Consider the following 17683-nt stretch of genomic DNA (forward strand, 5'->3'; position numbering starts at 1 on the left):
CTCTCAGCTCCGAATCTGCGAGAGCGGAACAAGCTCGGCTGTCGGGGTCACGCCGCTCGTCCCGGCGTGCACGACGACGAGTTCGAACGGGAATTTGCCGTCCTTGGTCTTTCGCCATTGGCCGCCGACCAGCTTCTGGATCGCGACGTTCTTGACCGGCGAACCTGCGAAATCCAAGGGGCCGACAACGGTGTCCACCTTGAGAGAGGCGATGGAGTCGCGGATAGACTTGTTGTCCTTGGGATCGGCCGCGCCCTTGAGCGCCGCAAAGCCGACTTCCCAAAGCGAATGGGAGATGCCCAGCGGCTGGGTCCACTGCGTTCCAGTATTCTGCTCGTATTCGTCCGCCAACTGCCGCGCCGTCTGGCCGGTCATCGAGGATGTGTAGGGCAGGGCGGGATTCCAGAGGACTTCAGTCGACATGCCGTCGCCGAGGTCCCCGAGGCCTTCAAGGGCGCTTGGAAACAGGAACGGTCCTGCGACTGTGACTGCCTCTGGCTGGAATCCGTTTTGTGCGGCCTGGTTCCAGAAAGTGGCAAAGTGGTTCGGATAGCAACTGCCGGAAAGAATGCCGACTTCGCCGCCGACCAGAGAGGCTATCTGGTTCGTGAAGTCATCGTTGCTAAGCTGGAAGAAGCCCGTGTTGACTTCGGTGTAACCGTTCTTCTGCAGGAGAACCGGAAGCCCGTGCGCGGGGTCCGCGAAGCCTCGCGCGGCCGCAGAATCCATGTAGATCGTTCCAACTTTCTTGTTGGTCTTGAGGCTGTTCCACATGTCGGTATAGAGCTTGAAAACGTCTCCTGCGCCGATGCAGTAGTGGAACGTGAACGGGAAACCCTTATCGGGGGCGCCGTGACGGCCGAACACCCATGCCTCCCACGGCGATAAGGTGGAGATCATGGGAACACCGCGGGCGTCCGCAAGTTCGGCGGCCGCGCCGGAGGAATTGTCGCCGTCGTCCGTGAGGATCAGATCGCACTTCTCGCGAAGGATCAGGTCGCGTGCTGCCACGGCGGTTTGATTGGGATCGGACTGGTTATCCTTGACGATGATTTCGACCGGATAATTGGTGCCCTCGATATCAATGCCATTTGCGACTGTCTTTTGAACGCGCTCAACAATCCAGGTGTCTACGGCTCCGAAATCCGATCTCAGTCCCGAAATGCTCGCGAGCAATCCGATCTTGAGAGACCGGGTTTCCGCACGGGCTACAAGCGGGGTGGGGAACTGCGCCAGCGCGCCTGCGGCGACGGCGCCGCCCATGCGGGCGAGTGCGCCTCGCCGAGTGAGCTGTGCGGTGAATCCTTCGCGTTCCGTCATGATTTTGATCCTCCCAGACCATAGTTGATGGCGCTCGATCAGGCGCGTCGATCCGGCAATGGAAAACCCTTCACGCGGACGACGGTCCGCGCGGCGAATTTCTGTCAAATCGAGCTTCTGACGCCTCCTGCTTCGTGCCCGTCGACCTCCTCAAGCCGAAAATAAATGAGCACGCTCATTTTTCTGCTGCAGCAAGAACCAATTGTCAATACTGATCATGATCAATTTTTTTGAAGGGATGGAATTGGTGCAAGGATCACATTTCAACATCTTGCATCTCTGCGGCCGGGATCGGACATAGGTAGATTGATCCCGGATGCCGCACAAACATAACGCCTCCCGCCGCCATCACATCGGTAAAGTGAAGTTCAAGGTGACGAACTGGGCGGAGTATGAGGCGGGCCTTCGGCGCCGTGTCAGCAAGAACCTTTGGATAACTCCGGATGCGCTGGCGGGCTGGGCTGCCCCACGTTGCAGGACGTATGGTGGCCAGCCCCATCTATACGGGCGCAACCAAATAATCGGCCCATCAAAGACCAAATTCCGCACATCTGCTGATTCCCGCACCGACGCCCTGACGAGGCTTATTGAACGGCGGGGGAAACCGTTTCGGACAGCTGCGCGCGCAGATAGCCTCCAACTCCACCCCATGCAACACGGTCGCTGGAATCCAGCCGAAAAGGACAACGACAAAGCGGAAACGCGTGGACATTTTCACCGGCCACCGACGACGATTCCTTTTGAACGCGTTCAAAAACCTTGATAGGAAACCAGCTTTGCATCTATTTGTGTACTGTCTGATGCATTGGAGGTCGTCTTGGACGCAGCACTCGAAAAGGCGCGGAAGATCGGAACCCGCGAGCGGAACAAGAACGACAAGCTCAGGAGGATTAAGTCATCTGCTCTCGAGCTGTTCGTCTCGAAGGGCTTCGACGACACCACGACCCGAGAGATCGCGAGCGCGGCGGGTGTGGGTCTTGGCACCGTGTTCGTCTACGCCGAGACCAAGCGCGACCTGCTCTTTCTCATCGTCAACGATGACCTCGAGGATTGCGTCGACCGCTCCGTACAGGCGTGCTCCAGCAACCAATCGCTTCTCGGCAACGTTATGTCGATCCTTCGCATCCACTACGAGTATTTCTCGAGACTTCCAGTACTTTCCAGGCAGGCGTTGAGGGAAATGTACTTTTATCAATCGGGCAAGCAAGCCGAACGCTTCATGCGAACTCGTGAGCGACTGAGCGCATTGCTCGAGCGGCTGATCGAGGAAGCGAGCGCGGCCCGCGTCATTCATTCCGACGAATCGACGCAAGCGATCGCGCAAACCATCTTCGCGATCTACCAGGTAGACCTGCGTCGTTGGCTGTCGACGGACGACCTGAACCTCGATTCCGCGATGGACCACCTCAGCCATCAGCTCAAGGTCCTCATCAAGGGTCTGTCGCCTCGGCCCGAAGCTCTGGCCTGAGCGAGTTCACGCACAGCATCTTCAAAAGCCATTCCCTCCGGCGTTGGCGCGGGGATCAGCAGATGTGCGGAATTTGGTCTTTGATGGGCCGATTGACAGGTTGCTCCCGTCGAGGCTTGGAAACGAACGGATATCGGGCGTCCGCAGGCAAGCATTCGGTTCAGGATGGCCACGCCAATCGCAGCACCATGCCAAGCATCAAAGTAGTTTCTATCGCCAGATCCGAATAGAGAGGCTGGCCACCACGCGTCCTGCGACGAGGCGCTGCCCAGCCCGCCAGAGCATCCGGCGTTGTCCAAAGAGTCAAACTGCCACGGCGGCGAAGGCCCGCCTCATACTCCGCCCAGTTCGTCACTTTGAACCTCACTTTTCCGATGTGATGGCGGCGGGAGGCGTTATGTTTATGTGGCGTGCGGGATCAATCAAGCTGGTTTCGACCGCAATCGGATAAGCAGAAATCGTTGAATTATAATTCAAGCACCAACGCTAAGCCCGACCCAACCATTGCCCGGATCAGGCAGTTAGACGGCATGCCCGGAAAGCTCCGCCAGTCGCCTCTCGGCCTGGCGCCGGCGAATCTCCACCGCAAGCACCCCCAGAAGCGTGGCGGCGATCAGGATCACGGCCAAGGCATTGATGGTCGGGGTGATGCCGCTGCGCACCTTGGAGAACACATAGACCGTCATCGTGTCATAGGGGCCGCGGGTAAACAGCGTCACGTTGAAATTCTCGATCGACTGGAAGAAGGCGATTGCGGCCCCCGCGCCGATCGCCGGGTAGAGATGCGGCAGCAGGATGCGCCGCATCACCATGGCATGGCTGGCGCCGAGATCAAGCGCGGCTTCCTCGAAGGACCGGTCGAAGCTCTGCAGCCGCGCCAGCACCAAGAGCATCACGAAGGCGGCGATATAGGAGACCTGGCCGAGCACCGACAGATGCAGGCCGGCCGGCACCGACAGCGTGTTCCAGAACAGCAGCGTCGAGATGCCGATCACCGCCCCCGGCGTCAGGATCGGCGCCACCATCAGCCCGTAGAGCGCGTTGCGGGCAGTGCCCGCCAGGCTGTTGATCAGGATGGCGGCGGCGGTGCCAATCGGCACCGACAGCGCGACGACGGCCAGCGCCACGATCAGCGTGTTGCCGAACGAATTCAGCAGCCGCGTGTCGTTCCACAGTTCCACGAACCAGGTCCAGGTGAAGCCTGCCCAGGGATAGACGGAGGGAAAGCGCGAATCGTTGAAGGCAGCGCCGCCCATGACGATCAGCGGCGCCAGGAGATAGGCGAGGAAGAGATAGAGGTAGACCCGGAAGAGCCAGTCTGACTTGCGATTCATGGTCACCTCACTTGGCGATGTCGGAGAGCTTGACGCGGAACAGCCGCATCACGAGCGTCACGAATACGGTGCACAGGATCAGCAGCAGGAAGGCATAGGCAGAGCCGGTGTTCCAGTCGAGCGATTCAAACATCCATTGCTGGATGATCTCGGTGAACCAGCGCGAATTGGTCGACGCCAGCAGGGTGGGCACAAGGATCGAGCCGGCCGACAGCATGAACACCATCACCGACCCCGAAGCGATGCCGGGTTTGGCATGCGGCAGGATCACCCGCCAATGCGTCCGCCACCAGGGTGCGCCGAGATCCTCGGCTGCCTCGATCTGGTTGGTGTCAAGAGACTGGATGGCGTTGTAGACCGGAAACAGCATGAACAGCACATAGGTATAGACCAGGCCGATGATGATGCTGCGAAACCCGCTCATCCAGCGGATCGGCTTCTCGATCAGGTCGAGATTGATCAGCAGGTAGTTGAGCGGTCCCTTGAGCGACAGGATGATGAACCATGCAAACGAGCGCATGATCTCGCTGACCCACAGCGGCACCGTCAGCAGCAGGAAGATGGTCGGCAGGCTCCTGGGCGATGCCTTCTTCGAGAGGAAGAAGGCCAGCGGATAGGCGATCAGGAAACACAGCACCGTGACAAAGGACGAGTAAAGCACCGTCGACACGAACACGGTGATGTGGATCGGACTTTGGAAGAAGGTCAGGTAGTTCTTCAGCGTGTAGACATCCTTCGGCCCGCCCATCTCCTGGACGGGCAGGTAGAGACGGAAGGAATTCTCGAACAAGTAGAAATTTGGCAGGATGACCAGCGCCAGCAGCCAGAACGTGGTCAGCAGGCAGATCAGCACCGTCAGCGCCATGCCATAGCGGTTGACCAGGTCCTTCATGTCGCTTGCCCCAGGCTAGCCGGAATTTCATCCGACAGAATCACCGCCCGATCGGCATCGAACGCGGCAAACAGCTTGGCGCCGCGCTCGATTTCCAGTCCCTGGCCCTCGTTGCGCATTTCCGAGACGATGGTGCGGCCGGAGCCATCGCGGGTGAGGATGGAGATGAAATTGCCTTCGAAGGCGATGTCGGTAACCTCGACGGAGACCGCATTGGCTTCAGCCGGCGCGTTGGTCAGGGTGACATGCTCGGGCCGGACATAGAGCTTGGCGCTGGCATCGAGATTGGGCCCGAGCCGCGCTGTGAAGATGCCAGTGTCTGTCTTGAAGTTACCTTGGCCGGCATTGACCGTCACCAGCTCGCCCTTGAAGATGTTGCTTTCGCCGACGAAGGAGGCCACGAAACCGTTGGCCGGACGATCGTAGATCTCGCGCGGCCTGGCCACCTGCTGCAGCTTGCCATGCGACATGACGCCGACGCGGTCCGACATCGCCAGCGCCTCGCCCTGGTCATGGGTGATGTAGATGAAGGTGACATTGGTGCGCTTCTGGATGGCGCGCAGTTCGGCGCGCATGTGCTGGCGCAGTTTCAGGTCGAGCGCCGACAGCGGTTCATCGAGCAGCATCACCGAGGGCTCGACGGCCAGTGCCCGGGCAATGGCGACGCGCTGTTTCTGGCCGCCCGACAGGTGGCTGACGGCCTTGTCGGCGGCATTGGGCAGATCGACCAGTGCCAGCAGTTCCTCGGCACGGCTCCGGCGGATCTTCTTGTCGACACCGCGCGCCTCCAGTCCGAAAGCGATATTTTCCCAGACCGGCATCAGCGGAAACAGCGCCAGGTTCTGGAAGATCAGCGCCGTCGGCCGCTGGTTGGGCCGCTGGTCTTTCATGTCCTTGCCGCCGATGCGGATCACGCCGCTGCTTGGAGACACGAAGCCGGAGACCATGCGCAGGATCGTCGTCTTGCCGCAGCCGGAGGGGCCGAGAAACGAGAAAAATTCACCCGCCTCAATTTTGAGCGATACGTTGTCCACGGCGCGGAAATTACCGAAATCCGCACATACATCCTGTAATTCGACACTGGCGCTCATTGCCGGAGTTTTTCCCCTGTGACCTCAGCGGGTCATTTCTTTTGATTGTGGTCGGAACGGTCGCCGGGAAGATCCCGGCGACCGGCAGCAGTGTTTTAGGCTGCCTTGTACTTGTCGGCATATTCGCCGCGCTTGGAGAGGAACCAGGCGGCCTGGTCGGGCCACCAGTAAAGCTTGCTGATCGCATCGCCCGGGAAGCTTGCCTTATAGAATTCCAGCACCGCCGGATCCATCAGATCGATTCCGCTCTTGCCGACCGGGTTAGAGGAAAACGCCGTTGCCCACAGGGCAGAGCCTTCGGCGGTCGACACCCATTTGGCAAATTCATGCGCCTGCTCGACATTCCTGGCGCTCTTCAGCAGCACCAGGCCCTGGTTCCAGGCAAACGCGCCTTCCTTGGGTGCGACATAGGCATAGCCTTCCTTCACCAGGTTGAAGCCGGTGGAATCCCAGCACAGGCCGAGGACGGCGCCGTTGCTGCGGAAGGCCGCCTGGGCTTCGTTCTCACCGCTCCAGAACTGCACGACATTGGTCTTGGCCTTGATCGCCTCGGCCAGCGCGATGTCCCACAGCTCGACCATGGTCTTCTCGTCCTTGTAGCCGTCGATCCACGGCTTGGGCAGCTTGCCCTGGCTGTCGAGGAAGCGGCCCATGGCGGCGATCGCCGAATGGCCGCGCACGGTCACCTGGTTCTTCGGGTCGAACAGGTCGCCGAGGCTGGCCTTGCCGTATTCGGTCGGGAAGCCTTCCTTGTTGTAGACCAGCGCTTCGGTGCCCCAGACCGAGGGGACGAACAGCTTCTTGCCTTCGATCGTGGCGCGCTCGCCGGCCGAACCGTCGGCCAGGCCCGGCGCATAGTTGTCGATCGCCAGCTTGCTGACGTCCCAGCCTTGCAGCAGGCCGTTGGAGGCCCAGGCGGAGACGCGGTCCAGCGTCGGCTCGACGACATCGGAGGCACCGGTTTCCAGCGAGATCTTGGCCTGGGCAAACATCGTGTCCTGGTCAGGTTGCTCGGTGAAGTTGACCTTGATGCCAGTGGCCTTGGTGAAGGCCGGGAAGACCTTCTCGGCCATGCCGGGATAGCCGGCCCAGCCGGTGAAGTTGACTTCGCCGGACGAAGCCAGCGCGCCGGAGGAAAGGAAGGCGGGGGCGGCAAGCGCGCCTGCGCCGATGGCCGTGCTTTTGAGGATCGTGCGGCGCGTCAGCGCCTTGTCGAGAATGGTCATGGTAGTCTCCCGGTTAGAGATGAAGTTTGTGTGATGTTCCCGCCGGTGTCCCCGGTCTTGCTGTTGTGATCTGAATGTTACGAATTGGATTGGCGTCCGCTTGCCGTCATGCCCACGGCTTGCTTGCCGCCGGAGACGCATTCCGCCAGCACGCAGAGCAGCTCGAACAGCACGGTGGCGCCGAGAAAGGCGGTGGCGCCTGCCGGATCGAGCGGTGGCGACACTTCCACGACATCGGCGCCGACCAGGTTCAGCCCGCGCAGGCCGCGCACGACCTGCAGCGCCTGGTAGCTGTTGGGGCCGCCGACTTCGGGCGTACCGGTGCCGGGCGCGAAAGCCGGGTCGATGAAATCGATGTCATAGCTGCAATAGGTCTCGCCGGTGCCGGCGATGGCGCGGGCCTCTTCCATCAAATCGTCGACGCCGCGCTTATGGAACTCTTCGATCGGGATCACCCTGATGCCGACCGCATCGGCAAAGTCGCGATCCTCGAAATCATAGGCAGGGCCCCTTATGCCGATCATGCAGACGCGCTTTGGATCGAGCAGGCCTTCCTCGACCGCCCGCCGGAACGGCGTGCCGTGGGTGTATTTGAAGCCGCCGAAATAGGAGTGGAAGAGATCGGTGTGGCTGTCGAAATGCACCATGCCCAGCGGCCGCTCGCTGGCCAGCGCTCTGAGGATCGGCAAGCTGCAGAGATGGTCGCCGCCGGCCGTCAGCGGCACGATGCCGGAGGCCCGCACCTGCTGGTAGAAGTCGGTGATCCGGCGCATGGAATCGGCCACGTCGGCGGGATTGGGGCCGACATCGCCGAGATCGGCGCAGCGGGCCAGGTCATAGGGGCGCACTCTTGTCGCCCCGTTCTGGAAGCGGACCATCGTCGATTGGTCGCGCAACTGGCGCGGTGCATGGCGCGGGCCGGGGCGGTTGGTGGTTCCGCCATCCCATGGCACTCCGATCATGCCGATCTCCACTTCTGACAGGCGCGGATTGTCGAGCGCGATATGCGGTAGGCGCATGAATGTCGCTATGCCGGCAAATCGTGGCAGATCCACCCCTGAAATCGGGTGAAAATCGTTGTTGGCCATTCCGTTCCCCTCGCGGATTTTCCCGCTGTTGTTACAGGCAAGCTAGCCATGAACGGAAGGACTGACAACGATATATTTGGAAAAATGCCTCGACGCTAAGATTAGAATTTAGTTAGATTGCCAACTTTCGGATTATTGCTTATATAGAAGTCTTGCTGTGCATCTTTATTAGTCGTATTGCCGAAAAATATATCACGTATTTGCTGCAGAGAATCTGCGCGCCGCAATAAAAACGCCCGGTAAATGGCCAGAAATCAACGGCCGGCAAGGGGCGAAGGGCGCCATAGGCAGGATAGCTGACCGCTGGATGCTCTGGACCCCCGTTCGCCGGATTCTGGACCTGTCTGACACGACGGCGCCTGACTATGAGTGGAGTGCCCGTCGACCGGCATATCGGAGAAAATCGGATGGACGCCGTCATCATCGCTCTTGTCACCACAGGCGCTGCCGCCTTTCGCGGCATGACCGGCTTTGGTTATGCGCTGGTGGCAGCACTCGGCTTTGCCGGCAGCTTCTCGCCCACGGCCATGGTGCCGTTCATCTTGATCAACGACCTGATGCTGACAGGGTTCACGGTCGCCGACAGAGGCCGCAGTCCAATCGATTGGCCGGTGACGCGGCGGCTGCTGCTGGCCGGATTGTGCGGCGCCCTGTGCGGCAGTTTCCTGGTACCGTATCTGGCGGACGATCTGGCGCGGCTGCTGGTGTCGGCCACCATCGTGCTGGCGGCCTGCACCGCGTTGGTCCATCAACCGCCTGCCTGGCTGGCCAACTGGATGCTGGGCCTTGTCATCGGTTTCGTGGTCGGCGTGCTGCTGTCGGCCTTTGCTGTCGGCGGGCCATTGATCGCTGCATGGCTGCTGGCCGGCGGCACGCGGCGCGAAATGATGCGCGGCACGCTGGCGGTTTTCTTCGGCGTCATCGACCTGTTCACGCTGGCAAGCCGCGCCTATCTCGGCGGTCTCGGCGGTGACCTGCCGCATCTGCTGCTGCTCTATAGTCCGCTGACGCTGGCGGGCTTCGGGCTCGGCTATTTCCTGTCGCACCGGCTGCCACCGGAGGTCTGGACCCGCGTCTCGGCTATCGGACTGGTGATCATCGCCGCTGTCGGTTTCATCCAGTCGCTCTATACCCTTGTTTTCGTCTAGTTCTTCGGAGAGGTTCCACCATGTCCAAAATCGCGATCGTTACCGGCGCCACGTCAGGCTTTGGCAAGGCCATTGCCCAGCGTCTAGTCGCCGAAGGCTGGAATGTCGTACTGACCGGACGTCGCAAGGAGCGGCTGGATGCGCTGGTGGCCGAACTCGGCGGCCCTGACCGCGCCTTCCCACTGTGCTTCGACATCCGTGATGAACAGGCCGCGCGCTCCGCACTCGTCGAACTGCCGGAGCGCTTTGCCGCCATCGACCTGCTCGTCAACAATGCCGGCCTGGCGCTCGGCAATGGCCCTGCCCAGGACTGCGACCTGGCGCAATGGCGAACGATGATCGACACCAACATCACCGGCCTGGTGACGATCACGAGGTTGCTGCTCGAGACGCTGATCGCCCGGCGTGGCCTGGTGGTCAACCTCGCCTCGATCGCCTCCAGCTGGCCCTATCCGGGGGGCAATGTCTATGCCGGCACCAAGGCCTTTGTCCGGCAATTCTCGCTCGGACTAAGGAGCGATCTGTCCGGCAAGGGCGTGCGCGTCACCTCCATCGAGCCGGGCCTGTCGGAAAGCGAATTCACCCTGGTGCGCACCGGCGGCGACCAGGCTGCATATGACAGGCTCTATGCCGGCGCTCATCCGCTGCAACCCGAAGACATCGCCGAGACGGTGCATTGGGTGGCGTCGCTACCGGCCCATGTCAACATCAACAGCATCGAGATCATGCCGGTCAGCCAGTCCTGGGCGCCGTTCCAGATTTATCGCGAGGGGTGAGGACCAGGCCGGAGATCGTGCCCTCCCGACATCGCCTCCCCCTCTGTCGCGAAGCTGACAGAGGGGGGCCTGGGGACAATGCAGATATGATAGCGCTACCCGAACACCTTGGTCAGCGCCTTGTCGATCGCATCGGTAATCGCGTCGATATCCGCCTCCCGGGCGATCAGCGCCGGGCTGAGGCAGAGCGTGTTGTTGAAGCCGGGCAGCGAGCGGTTGGTGGCGCCGATGATCACCCCCTGCGCATAGCAATCGGCAATCACCGCCTGCACCAGCTTTTCCGGCGCCGGTTCCTTGCTCGTCCGGTCGGCGACCAGTTCGGCGCCGCAGAACAGGCCGGCGCCACGCACGTCGCCGATAACCTTGTGGCGCTCCATCAAGGCGTTGAGGTTGGCAACCAGCCGCTTTCCCATGACAAGCGTGTTGTCGAGAAGGTTCTCGTCCTCGATGATGCGCATGTTCTCGAGCGCCGCGGCCGGGCCGGCCACGCAGCCGCCGAAGGTGGAGATGTCGCGGAAATAGGACATCGGATCGTTGGCGTCGTCCTTGAATTGCTCGAAGATCGCCTCCGTCGTCACCGTGCACGAGATCGCCGCATAGCCGGAAGCCACGCCCTTGGCCATGGTGACGAAATCCGGCTGCACGCCGAAGTTCTGATACCCGAACCACTGGCCGGTGCGGCCGACGCCGCAGACGACCTCGTCGATATGCAGTAGGATATTGTAGCGCTTGCAGATCTCCTGCACCTTCTCCCAATAGCCCGGTGGCGGCACGATGACGCCGCCACCGGCGGTGATCGGCTCCAGGCACAGCAGGCCGATCGTGTCGGGGCCTTCGCGCAGGATCACCTCCTCGATGGCCTGTGCGGCACGCTCGCCGTAATTGTCGATGGCGCCGTACTGGCTGCGATATTCCAGGCAGTGCGGCACTTCGACGAAACCCTCGGGCAGGGGGCCATACTGTTCGCGGCGCTGCGGCTGGCCGGCCGCCGCCAGCGTCCCGAGCGTTGTGCCGTGATAGTCGCGGTCGCGGTAGAGGATCTTGTATTTCTTGCCGGCATGGTGGCGATAGGAGATCTGCCGCACCATCTTGAAGACCTTCTCATTGGCCTCCGAACCGGAATTGGAATAGTAGACGCGGCTCAGGCCAGGCATTTTCGAGATCAGCTTTTCCGCGAATTTCGCTCCGGCAATCGAGCCGGCCGAATTGGCGAAGTAGTTGAGCTTGACCAGTTGGTCGCGCACCGCATCGGCAATGCTTTCGCGACCGAAGCCGACATTGACGGTCCAGACGCCGCCTGACAGCGCGTCGAGATACTCCTTGCCGGCGGCATCCCAGACACGCATGCCGCGGCCTTCCACGAAGATGCGCGGATCGACGGTCTCATAGCCCTTGTGCTGGCTGAGATGATGCCAAACATGGGCGCGGTCGGCCTCGATGACGTCGCGGATGTCGTTGGGTTGGGCGGCGATGTTCATGGCAGGTCTCCGTGTGTCTGGATGTGCGCTCACCCTAGCATGACGGGCGTGTTGCGGGAGGCGCCTCGCTGCCTGGATCCGTGGAAAATCCCGTCTGGTCCTGCACCTGTCAGGCTCCCGACGGCGGCGGGCTTTCAGCCGGCTCGGCCAATGGGCGAAAGACCCGCCCGCGGCGGCAGCAATCCTCGACGACGGCGCCGAGCAGCAACAGCCCGGGCTCGATGCGATGGGTAGCGATCGAGCTGAATCCCAGGCGGAAGAAGCGCCGTCCCATCGCCGGGTTGGAAAAGAAGATGTCGCCGGCCTCGATCAGGATGCCCTGCGCCCGCGCCATCTCCACCAGCAGCCGGCTGTCGAGTTCCGGCGGCCCCTCGATCCACAGGCTCGTCGACCCGGCGCCGCGCGAAAACCGGCAGGACGGCATCGCCACTGGCAACAGCCTTTCGATCAGTTGGGCCCGCTCGAGCATCGCCTTTCCGGCCCGGGCCAGATGTTGGCGATGGTGGCCAAGTGCGATGAAGGTGGCGAGCGTCCGCTGATTGTTGGTCGGCGGGTGCCGCAGCATCAGCCGGCGCAACACCCGCAATTCGTCGATCACCGGTTTGGGGGCGACCACGTAGCCGATCCGCAGGCCGGGCGCCAGCACCTTGGAAAAGCTGCCGACATAGATCACGCGGCTGGCAGAATCGAGGCTCTTCAGCGACGCGATGGCGCTGTCGGCCTCGATCGAGAGATCGGCATCGTAGTCGTCTTCGACGATCAGCACGTCGTGCAGCATCGCCGCCTCGAGCAGCGCTTGCCGCCGCTCCAACGGCATGACCGTGGTGGTCGGGCATTGATGCCCTGCCGTCAGGAAGGCCACCCTGCTGCGGGCGAACCGCTCGTCCGGCAGCACGCCCTGGTGGTCGCTGGCCAGGAACACCGGTTTGCGTGTCGCCAGCTGCACCATGTTGCGCAGATCCGGATAACCGGGATCCTCGAGCCCGACCGGTGTGTCGCGGCCGACCAGCAATTGCACCAGCATCGACAGCGCCTGCTGCGAGCCGATGGTGACGATGATCTCGCCGGGGGCCGCGATGATGCCGCGACGCGGCAGCACCTGCAGGCGCAACTGTTCCGACAGGTCGGGATCATCGTCGTCGATCATGTCGCTGGCCCAGACCTGGATCTCCTGGACGCTCGAGGTTGCTCGCACCGCCTCGCGCCAGTCATTGGTGGGAAACAGACCCGGATCATACTGGCCGAACAGGAAGGGATAGGGATGGGCGCGCCAGTCTCGCGGCTTGCAGATCTGCGGCAGCCGCGATGGTTGCATGGCAAAGCGCGATGACCAGTCCGGGGCGGATTCGGCAGACGCCGCCGGGGCGGGCGCCAGCCGGTCGGCCGATGCGGCAGCAAAGATACCGCTGCGCTCGCGCGACACCAGCACGCCCTCGTAGATCAGCTGCTGATAGGCCGCCGTCACCGTGTTGCGGCCGATGCCGAGATCGGCAGCCAGCTGCCGGCTGGATGGCAGCCGGGCATGGGCGCCCAGCACGCCAGTCTCCACCGCCCGCACGATCATGCGGCGCACCTGAAGAGTCAACGCCTGCCCTTCGTGATCGATCCCGCCAAACAGCCGCCGCCAGGTCAGGTCCGGCTGCAGCCGGAGATTTTGCTTGGAGAGTCTCATGGACCCGGCGAAGCAAGAAGCGGGCCAGACTGAGGCGAGCACCGTGCGCTTTTGATAAGCGTTGGCGCATGAATTATAATTCAACGATTTCCGCTTATCCGATTGCGGTCGAAACCAGCTTGAGTGATCCCGCATGCCACATAAACATAACACCGACCGCCGCCGCCACATCGGCAAAGTGAGGTTCAAACTGGCGAACTGGGCGGAGTATGAGGCGGGCCTTCGCCGCCGTGGCAGCTTGACCCTTTGGATAACGCCGGATGCGCTGGCGGGCTGGGCTGCCCAACATCGCAGGACGCGTGGTGGCCAGCCTTGCTCCCAGTCAAATTTGCCGACAAACCTTAGAGAACGCCAACTAAAGTAGCTTTTTGCTATCGTACGGAAATGTTCGATAAAGTATCCATATTGACGTCGAGCGAAGCACTTTCTAGCCTTTCTTAGTAGGGGCTGCTGCGGCAACCGAACGTCGAAAGTTTCGCGCCAAGGCATCGCGACATCAAAAGCACTCCAATCCCGCTTCTTGTGATGGCGTCATTACGACAAAGCCTTTTATAGTGTTTTGAGGCGCCGTACTTGATAGCACTTGGCGTGCCGGCGCCCTGATGGCTGTCATTTTTCGCCAGTCGGTGGCCTGCTCTGGCATAAATATTGCTTCTCCAAGCAAGGGCGCGCCGACAGCGATGACGATTTTTGGTCCGCAAGTTCCCCCTCGCCGGACAAGGTTTGTCTGTGCACGATTCCTGGAGAACTGGAATGGGTATGATGCAGAGGGATAGCGCAGTTTTCATCGACCAGACGATGAATTACCTGGGATCATTGCTGAACTCCGATCGAATAGCGTTCTATCAGGTTGTTGACGATCAACGGATGATCGATTTCGCACTCAAGAACATCGATTCCAGTTTTCACCACGGTTATCTCGATGAAATGCATGTCTTTGATCCACTTCATGTTTCGAGGCTGAACCGGGGCGACGCGCCTCAGAAGCTTTACCATCTTTGGCGACAGGAACGCGATTGCCTTCCCGAGACCACCGTAAAATATCGATCCTTTCTGAATTGCTTCGAGGTTTCCGATGTCCTTGAGCTTTTGTTCAGATTCGAGGGGCATGTCGTTGCTGGAGCGAGTATCCTCTACAGGGATCTACAGCCCGCCGGATGCGAGCCGGCGCACCTGCAGGCAGCACACGCTTATATTGAGTTCAATCTCGAACAATATATTCGGCAATCTGGTCAATATCTACGCATGGCGCTGAGCACTCGGTTCGGCCTTTCGTCGCGCGAGATTGATGTGATCGAACTAATCTGCTGCGGCCGAACCAATTCAGAGATTGCAGAATTGCTGCAAATCGGCATGGCGACTGTTAAGACACATCTCATCAGGATCTATCAGAAGCTGGGCGTCGAAAATCGTGCCAGTGTCGTGGCGTTCATTGCCCATCTCGGTTAGGCCTCCACCGTTCGGTTGATTGTCAATCAGTGGGTTTTTGCGAAAGTCTCGATCTTCACCGGGGAAGCCGGAAAGAGACGGAGCAAGCAGAATATGAGCGATATCAATCCCGCATGGATCATGGTTGGCGATCTGGAAAAAGGGTTCTCCACCGACAACAACAAGTTGGCACGTACCGATGACCTTGTTGGAAAGGTCATTCGGTTGACAGGTCCCCAAGATACGGAAACAGAAATCACGTTCGAAACGGCCGACACGCTGACCTGGCGGCAGACAGATGACGCGCGACGTGGCGCCGAACAATATTCGGCAACATCGCTGCGGGATTCCATATTCTTCATCGACTATATCTCAGCCGGAACTAGCGTCAGCATCGTTCTGGATCTTGCGCGGAATCTGTTCACATCCGTCACAGTACGCATGCCAGCGGAAGAGCAGATCGAGAAGAGCCTTTTCAAACGCGCGGCCGAGGGGCAGGAACTGACGTCAGTGGAGCCAACAATCGTCTCTGGCCGTCTGTCGGGATTAGATCCTCACGGGTCCGAAATCCACCATCCGACCACGGAACTGGTTGGAAAGCGTGTGATGTACACCTACAGCAAAACCGAATGCTACGAGCATATCTATCTGAACTCCAGCTTCTACACCTGGCATTGCCTTGAAGGCGTCGAGAAGGGGTTGGGCGACACCGACCGCTGCCATTACATCAAAATCGATCAGAATCTTTACCTGTTCGTCTGGCGCGAAAAGATTGTTCCGACGCTGGGCGTGGTGATGATCGATCTCGACCGCAAAAAGACCACCGGAAAGATCCTGGGCTACGAAGGCCAGAATGTCGGTGCCTTGTCCAACTTTCCCGTTGGAGCCCATGCGCGCGTGTTGAACGTCACCAGCTATGCGGACGATCCGTCAAACTGAATTCGACAAGGCGCCTTGAACGTTCAAGGCGCCAATGCACAGGCGACGGCTGTGAGATTGGAAATCTTTTCCCGCCTGTCGGGCGTCCACCATAACGGCGGTTCTCTCCGTGAGTCTGCTGGCTAGCCCGCCGCATGCGCCCCAGACGGAAGAATATGATCGATCGTAGCAACGGACAGACACAAACCCGGAGCGTGCCGAAAAGCCGGTTTCGCAGTCGGCGTCGGACCAGACAAACTTAAAATAACGAAACCGAAGCCATCAAGGGCAATATCGGAGGGGTAACATGACAGAGCTTTCTTATGCGGGCAACTCGCAAGGGCTGCGCCGGAATTCACTGGGGGTCGGGGCGATCACATTTCTGGTGGTGTCTGCCGCGGCTCCGCTGACGGCGGTCGCTGGCGGGGTGCCGCTCGCGATGCTGCTCGGCAACGGCGCTGGCGTTCCGCTGGCATTTCTGCTCGTCACCGGGATCCTGTTTCTGTTCGCGATCGGCTATGTCGCGATGGCAAGGCATATCCACAGTGCTGGCGCATTTTATGCCTATACCGCGCAGGGCCTTGGGGGCATGATGGGCGGTGCGGCCGCCCTTATCGCAATCCTCGCCTACAACGCCATGCAGATCGGGGTTTTCGGCTTGTTCGGGGCGGCGACGGCTAGCCTTTTTGCAGGTCTGGGCCTTGATCTGCCCTGGTGGATCTGGACCTATGTCGGCATCGCAGCGGTCGCTGTTTTCGGCTATCGCCGGGTCGATCTGTCCGCTATGGTTCTGACCGTCCTGGTGATCCTCGAATATCTCGTGGTTTTCATCATCGATGCCGCCATTCTTGTAAAAGGCGGAGACAGCGGCCTGTCATCTGCTCCTTTCACCCCTTCCGCCATGTTGAACGGCGCGCCCGCCATCGGGGTTCTATTCTGCTTTGCCTCTTTCATCGGCTTTGAAGCCACTTCGATCTACAGCGAGGAGGCGCGCGAACCACACAAGACAATTCCCCGCGCGACCTATATTTCCGTCTTCATCATCGGCCTGTTCTACATGGTGACATCATGGCTTATGGTGGTTGGCGCAGGCGTCGACAAGCTCGTGCCGGAACTTCAGGGCCTAGCCGACCCGACGACCTTCCTGTTCAATCTGGCCGAACGCTATGTCGGTCATGGCATCGTCGTCGTCATGAACATTCTGTTCGTCACCAGCCTGTTTGCCGGCGTGCTGGCCTTCCACAATGGGGTTGCCCGCTACATGTATGTTGCAGGACGGGAGGGCCTGCTGCCGAAACGGGTCGGCGTCACGCATTCCGTTTTCCAAAGTCCCCATATCGGTTCAATCATCCAGACAGTCATTGCCGTCCTCGTCACTTCGCTCTTCGTCATGACCGGTCAGGATCCCGTGCTCGCCATGTTCTCCTGGCTGACCAATGTCGCCACATTGGCCATCATCCTGCTGATGGCGTCGACGTCCTTCGCTATCGTTGCCTTCTTCCGTCGCAATCCGGGTCTGGAAAACAATGTCCTTGTCACCAGAGTGCTGCCGATCATCACCGGCGTGACCCTACTGGCCCTGGTTGTCTATATCACCATCAATTTCGGCGGCATTGCTGGGGCGAGCGGCTTCGTCGCCATACTCCTGCCGGGCCTCGTAGTGGTGGCTGGCGTGGTGGGCTTGGCTGCGGCAGCACGGCTGAGAGCGGCCGACGCCGTCGCTTTCGCGCAGCTTGGAGCTGGCCAGGAAGCCTGACTGCCGATACCATCAAAAACGAGCAATACGGTTTCCGGTTCGCGAAGGAACGAGCCTGAAACCGTGTAACTGGCACCAGGTCCGGATC

Annotated in this window: 14 protein-coding genes and 3 pseudogenes; 8 read left to right on the plus strand and 9 right to left on the minus strand. The window is 60.5% G+C overall.

All coding sequences use genetic code 11. The annotated features are described in order from the left end of the window. Nucleotides 1-3: 3 nt before the first annotated feature. A complete protein-coding gene (locus tag M2360_RS24920) occupies nucleotides 4-1263 on the minus strand; it encodes an ABC transporter substrate-binding protein (protein WP_280778091.1) in 1260 nt (419 codons plus the stop codon). Between the two features lie 373 nt (nucleotides 1264-1636). On the opposite strand from M2360_RS24920, the pseudogene M2360_RS24925 reads away from it, so the two are divergent. After that, nucleotides 1637-1816: pseudogene (locus tag M2360_RS24925) on the plus strand (IS5/IS1182 family transposase); the annotation flags it as partial. Nucleotides 1817-2137: 321 nt separating this feature from the next. Further along, on the plus strand, nucleotides 2138-2788 hold the full coding sequence (locus M2360_RS24930; RefSeq protein WP_280778092.1) for a TetR/AcrR family transcriptional regulator: 651 nt from the start codon (nucleotides 2138-2140) through the stop codon (nucleotides 2786-2788). Nucleotides 2789-2972: 184 nt separating this feature from the next. Here the strand turns inward: M2360_RS24930 and M2360_RS24935 are convergent. From M2360_RS24935 to M2360_RS24960, 6 genes and pseudogenes are all read right to left on the minus strand, one after another. Continuing rightward, nucleotides 2973-3155: pseudogene (locus M2360_RS24935) on the minus strand (transposase); the annotation flags it as partial. A 154-nt stretch (nucleotides 3156-3309) separates the two neighbouring features. Beyond that, a complete protein-coding gene (locus tag M2360_RS24940) occupies nucleotides 3310-4122 on the minus strand; it encodes an ABC transporter permease (RefSeq protein ID WP_280778093.1) in 813 nt (270 codons plus the stop codon). Nucleotides 4123-4129: 7 nt separating this feature from the next. Then, nucleotides 4130-5014, minus strand: coding sequence for an ABC transporter permease (locus M2360_RS24945; RefSeq protein ID WP_280778094.1), 885 nt, complete (start codon nucleotides 5012-5014; stop codon nucleotides 4130-4132). After that, nucleotides 5011-6105, minus strand: coding sequence for an ABC transporter ATP-binding protein (locus tag M2360_RS24950; RefSeq protein WP_280778095.1), 1095 nt, complete (start codon nucleotides 6103-6105; stop codon nucleotides 5011-5013). The genes M2360_RS24945 and M2360_RS24950 overlap by 4 nt, the downstream gene beginning before the upstream one ends. Nucleotides 6106-6200: 95 nt before the next feature. Beyond that, nucleotides 6201-7331 (minus strand): extracellular solute-binding protein, encoded by a 1131-nt coding sequence (locus tag M2360_RS24955; protein ID WP_280778096.1) that lies wholly within the window; start codon nucleotides 7329-7331, stop codon nucleotides 6201-6203. Between the two features lie 77 nt (nucleotides 7332-7408). Continuing rightward, nucleotides 7409-8419: an agmatinase gene (locus M2360_RS24960; protein ID WP_280778097.1), complete on the minus strand. Its 1011-nt coding sequence runs from the start codon at nucleotides 8417-8419 to the stop codon at nucleotides 7409-7411. A gap of 407 nt (nucleotides 8420-8826) precedes the next feature. Here M2360_RS24960 and M2360_RS24965 point away from each other — a divergent pair, with 407 nt between their 5' ends. Then, a complete protein-coding gene (locus M2360_RS24965; RefSeq protein ID WP_280778098.1) occupies nucleotides 8827-9567 on the plus strand; it encodes a TSUP family transporter in 741 nt (246 codons plus the stop codon). A 20-nt stretch (nucleotides 9568-9587) separates the two neighbouring features. Then, nucleotides 9588-10343 carry an SDR family NAD(P)-dependent oxidoreductase gene (locus M2360_RS24970; protein WP_280778099.1) on the plus strand — a complete coding sequence of 252 codons (756 nt, stop codon included), beginning with the start codon at nucleotides 9588-9590 and terminating at the stop codon, nucleotides 10341-10343. A gap of 95 nt (nucleotides 10344-10438) precedes the next feature. On the opposite strand, the gene M2360_RS24975 is transcribed toward M2360_RS24970, so the two are convergent. Next, nucleotides 10439-11821 carry an aminotransferase class III-fold pyridoxal phosphate-dependent enzyme gene (locus M2360_RS24975; protein WP_280778100.1) on the minus strand — a complete coding sequence of 461 codons (1383 nt, stop codon included), beginning with the start codon at nucleotides 11819-11821 and terminating at the stop codon, nucleotides 10439-10441. A 109-nt stretch (nucleotides 11822-11930) separates the two neighbouring features. Beyond that, on the minus strand, nucleotides 11931-13493 hold the full coding sequence (locus M2360_RS24980) for a PLP-dependent aminotransferase family protein (protein WP_280778101.1): 1563 nt from the start codon (nucleotides 13491-13493) through the stop codon (nucleotides 11931-11933). A 133-nt stretch (nucleotides 13494-13626) separates the two neighbouring features. Between M2360_RS24980 and M2360_RS24985 the strand changes: the two are divergent. From M2360_RS24985 to M2360_RS25000, 4 genes and pseudogenes are all read left to right on the plus strand, one after another. Next, nucleotides 13627-13806, plus strand: a pseudogene (locus tag M2360_RS24985) (IS5/IS1182 family transposase); the annotation flags it as partial. Nucleotides 13807-14246: 440 nt separating this feature from the next. Further along, nucleotides 14247-14942: a helix-turn-helix transcriptional regulator gene (locus M2360_RS24990; protein ID WP_280778102.1), complete on the plus strand. Its 696-nt coding sequence runs from the start codon at nucleotides 14247-14249 to the stop codon at nucleotides 14940-14942. A 93-nt stretch (nucleotides 14943-15035) separates the two neighbouring features. Next, the gene (locus tag M2360_RS24995; RefSeq protein WP_280778103.1) at nucleotides 15036-15860 is read left to right on the plus strand and encodes a molybdenum cofactor biosynthesis F family protein; all 825 of its coding nucleotides are present in this window, start codon (nucleotides 15036-15038) and stop codon (nucleotides 15858-15860) included. Nucleotides 15861-16146: 286 nt separating this feature from the next. Then, a complete protein-coding gene (locus tag M2360_RS25000) occupies nucleotides 16147-17595 on the plus strand; it encodes an APC family permease (RefSeq protein ID WP_280778104.1) in 1449 nt (482 codons plus the stop codon). The last annotated feature ends 88 nt before the right edge of the window (nucleotides 17596-17683 follow it).

Origin of the sequence: Rhizobium sp. SG_E_25_P2, from assembly GCF_029892285.1 — a bacterium.
Taxonomy (GTDB): Bacteria; Pseudomonadota; Alphaproteobacteria; order Rhizobiales; family Rhizobiaceae; genus Rhizobium_E.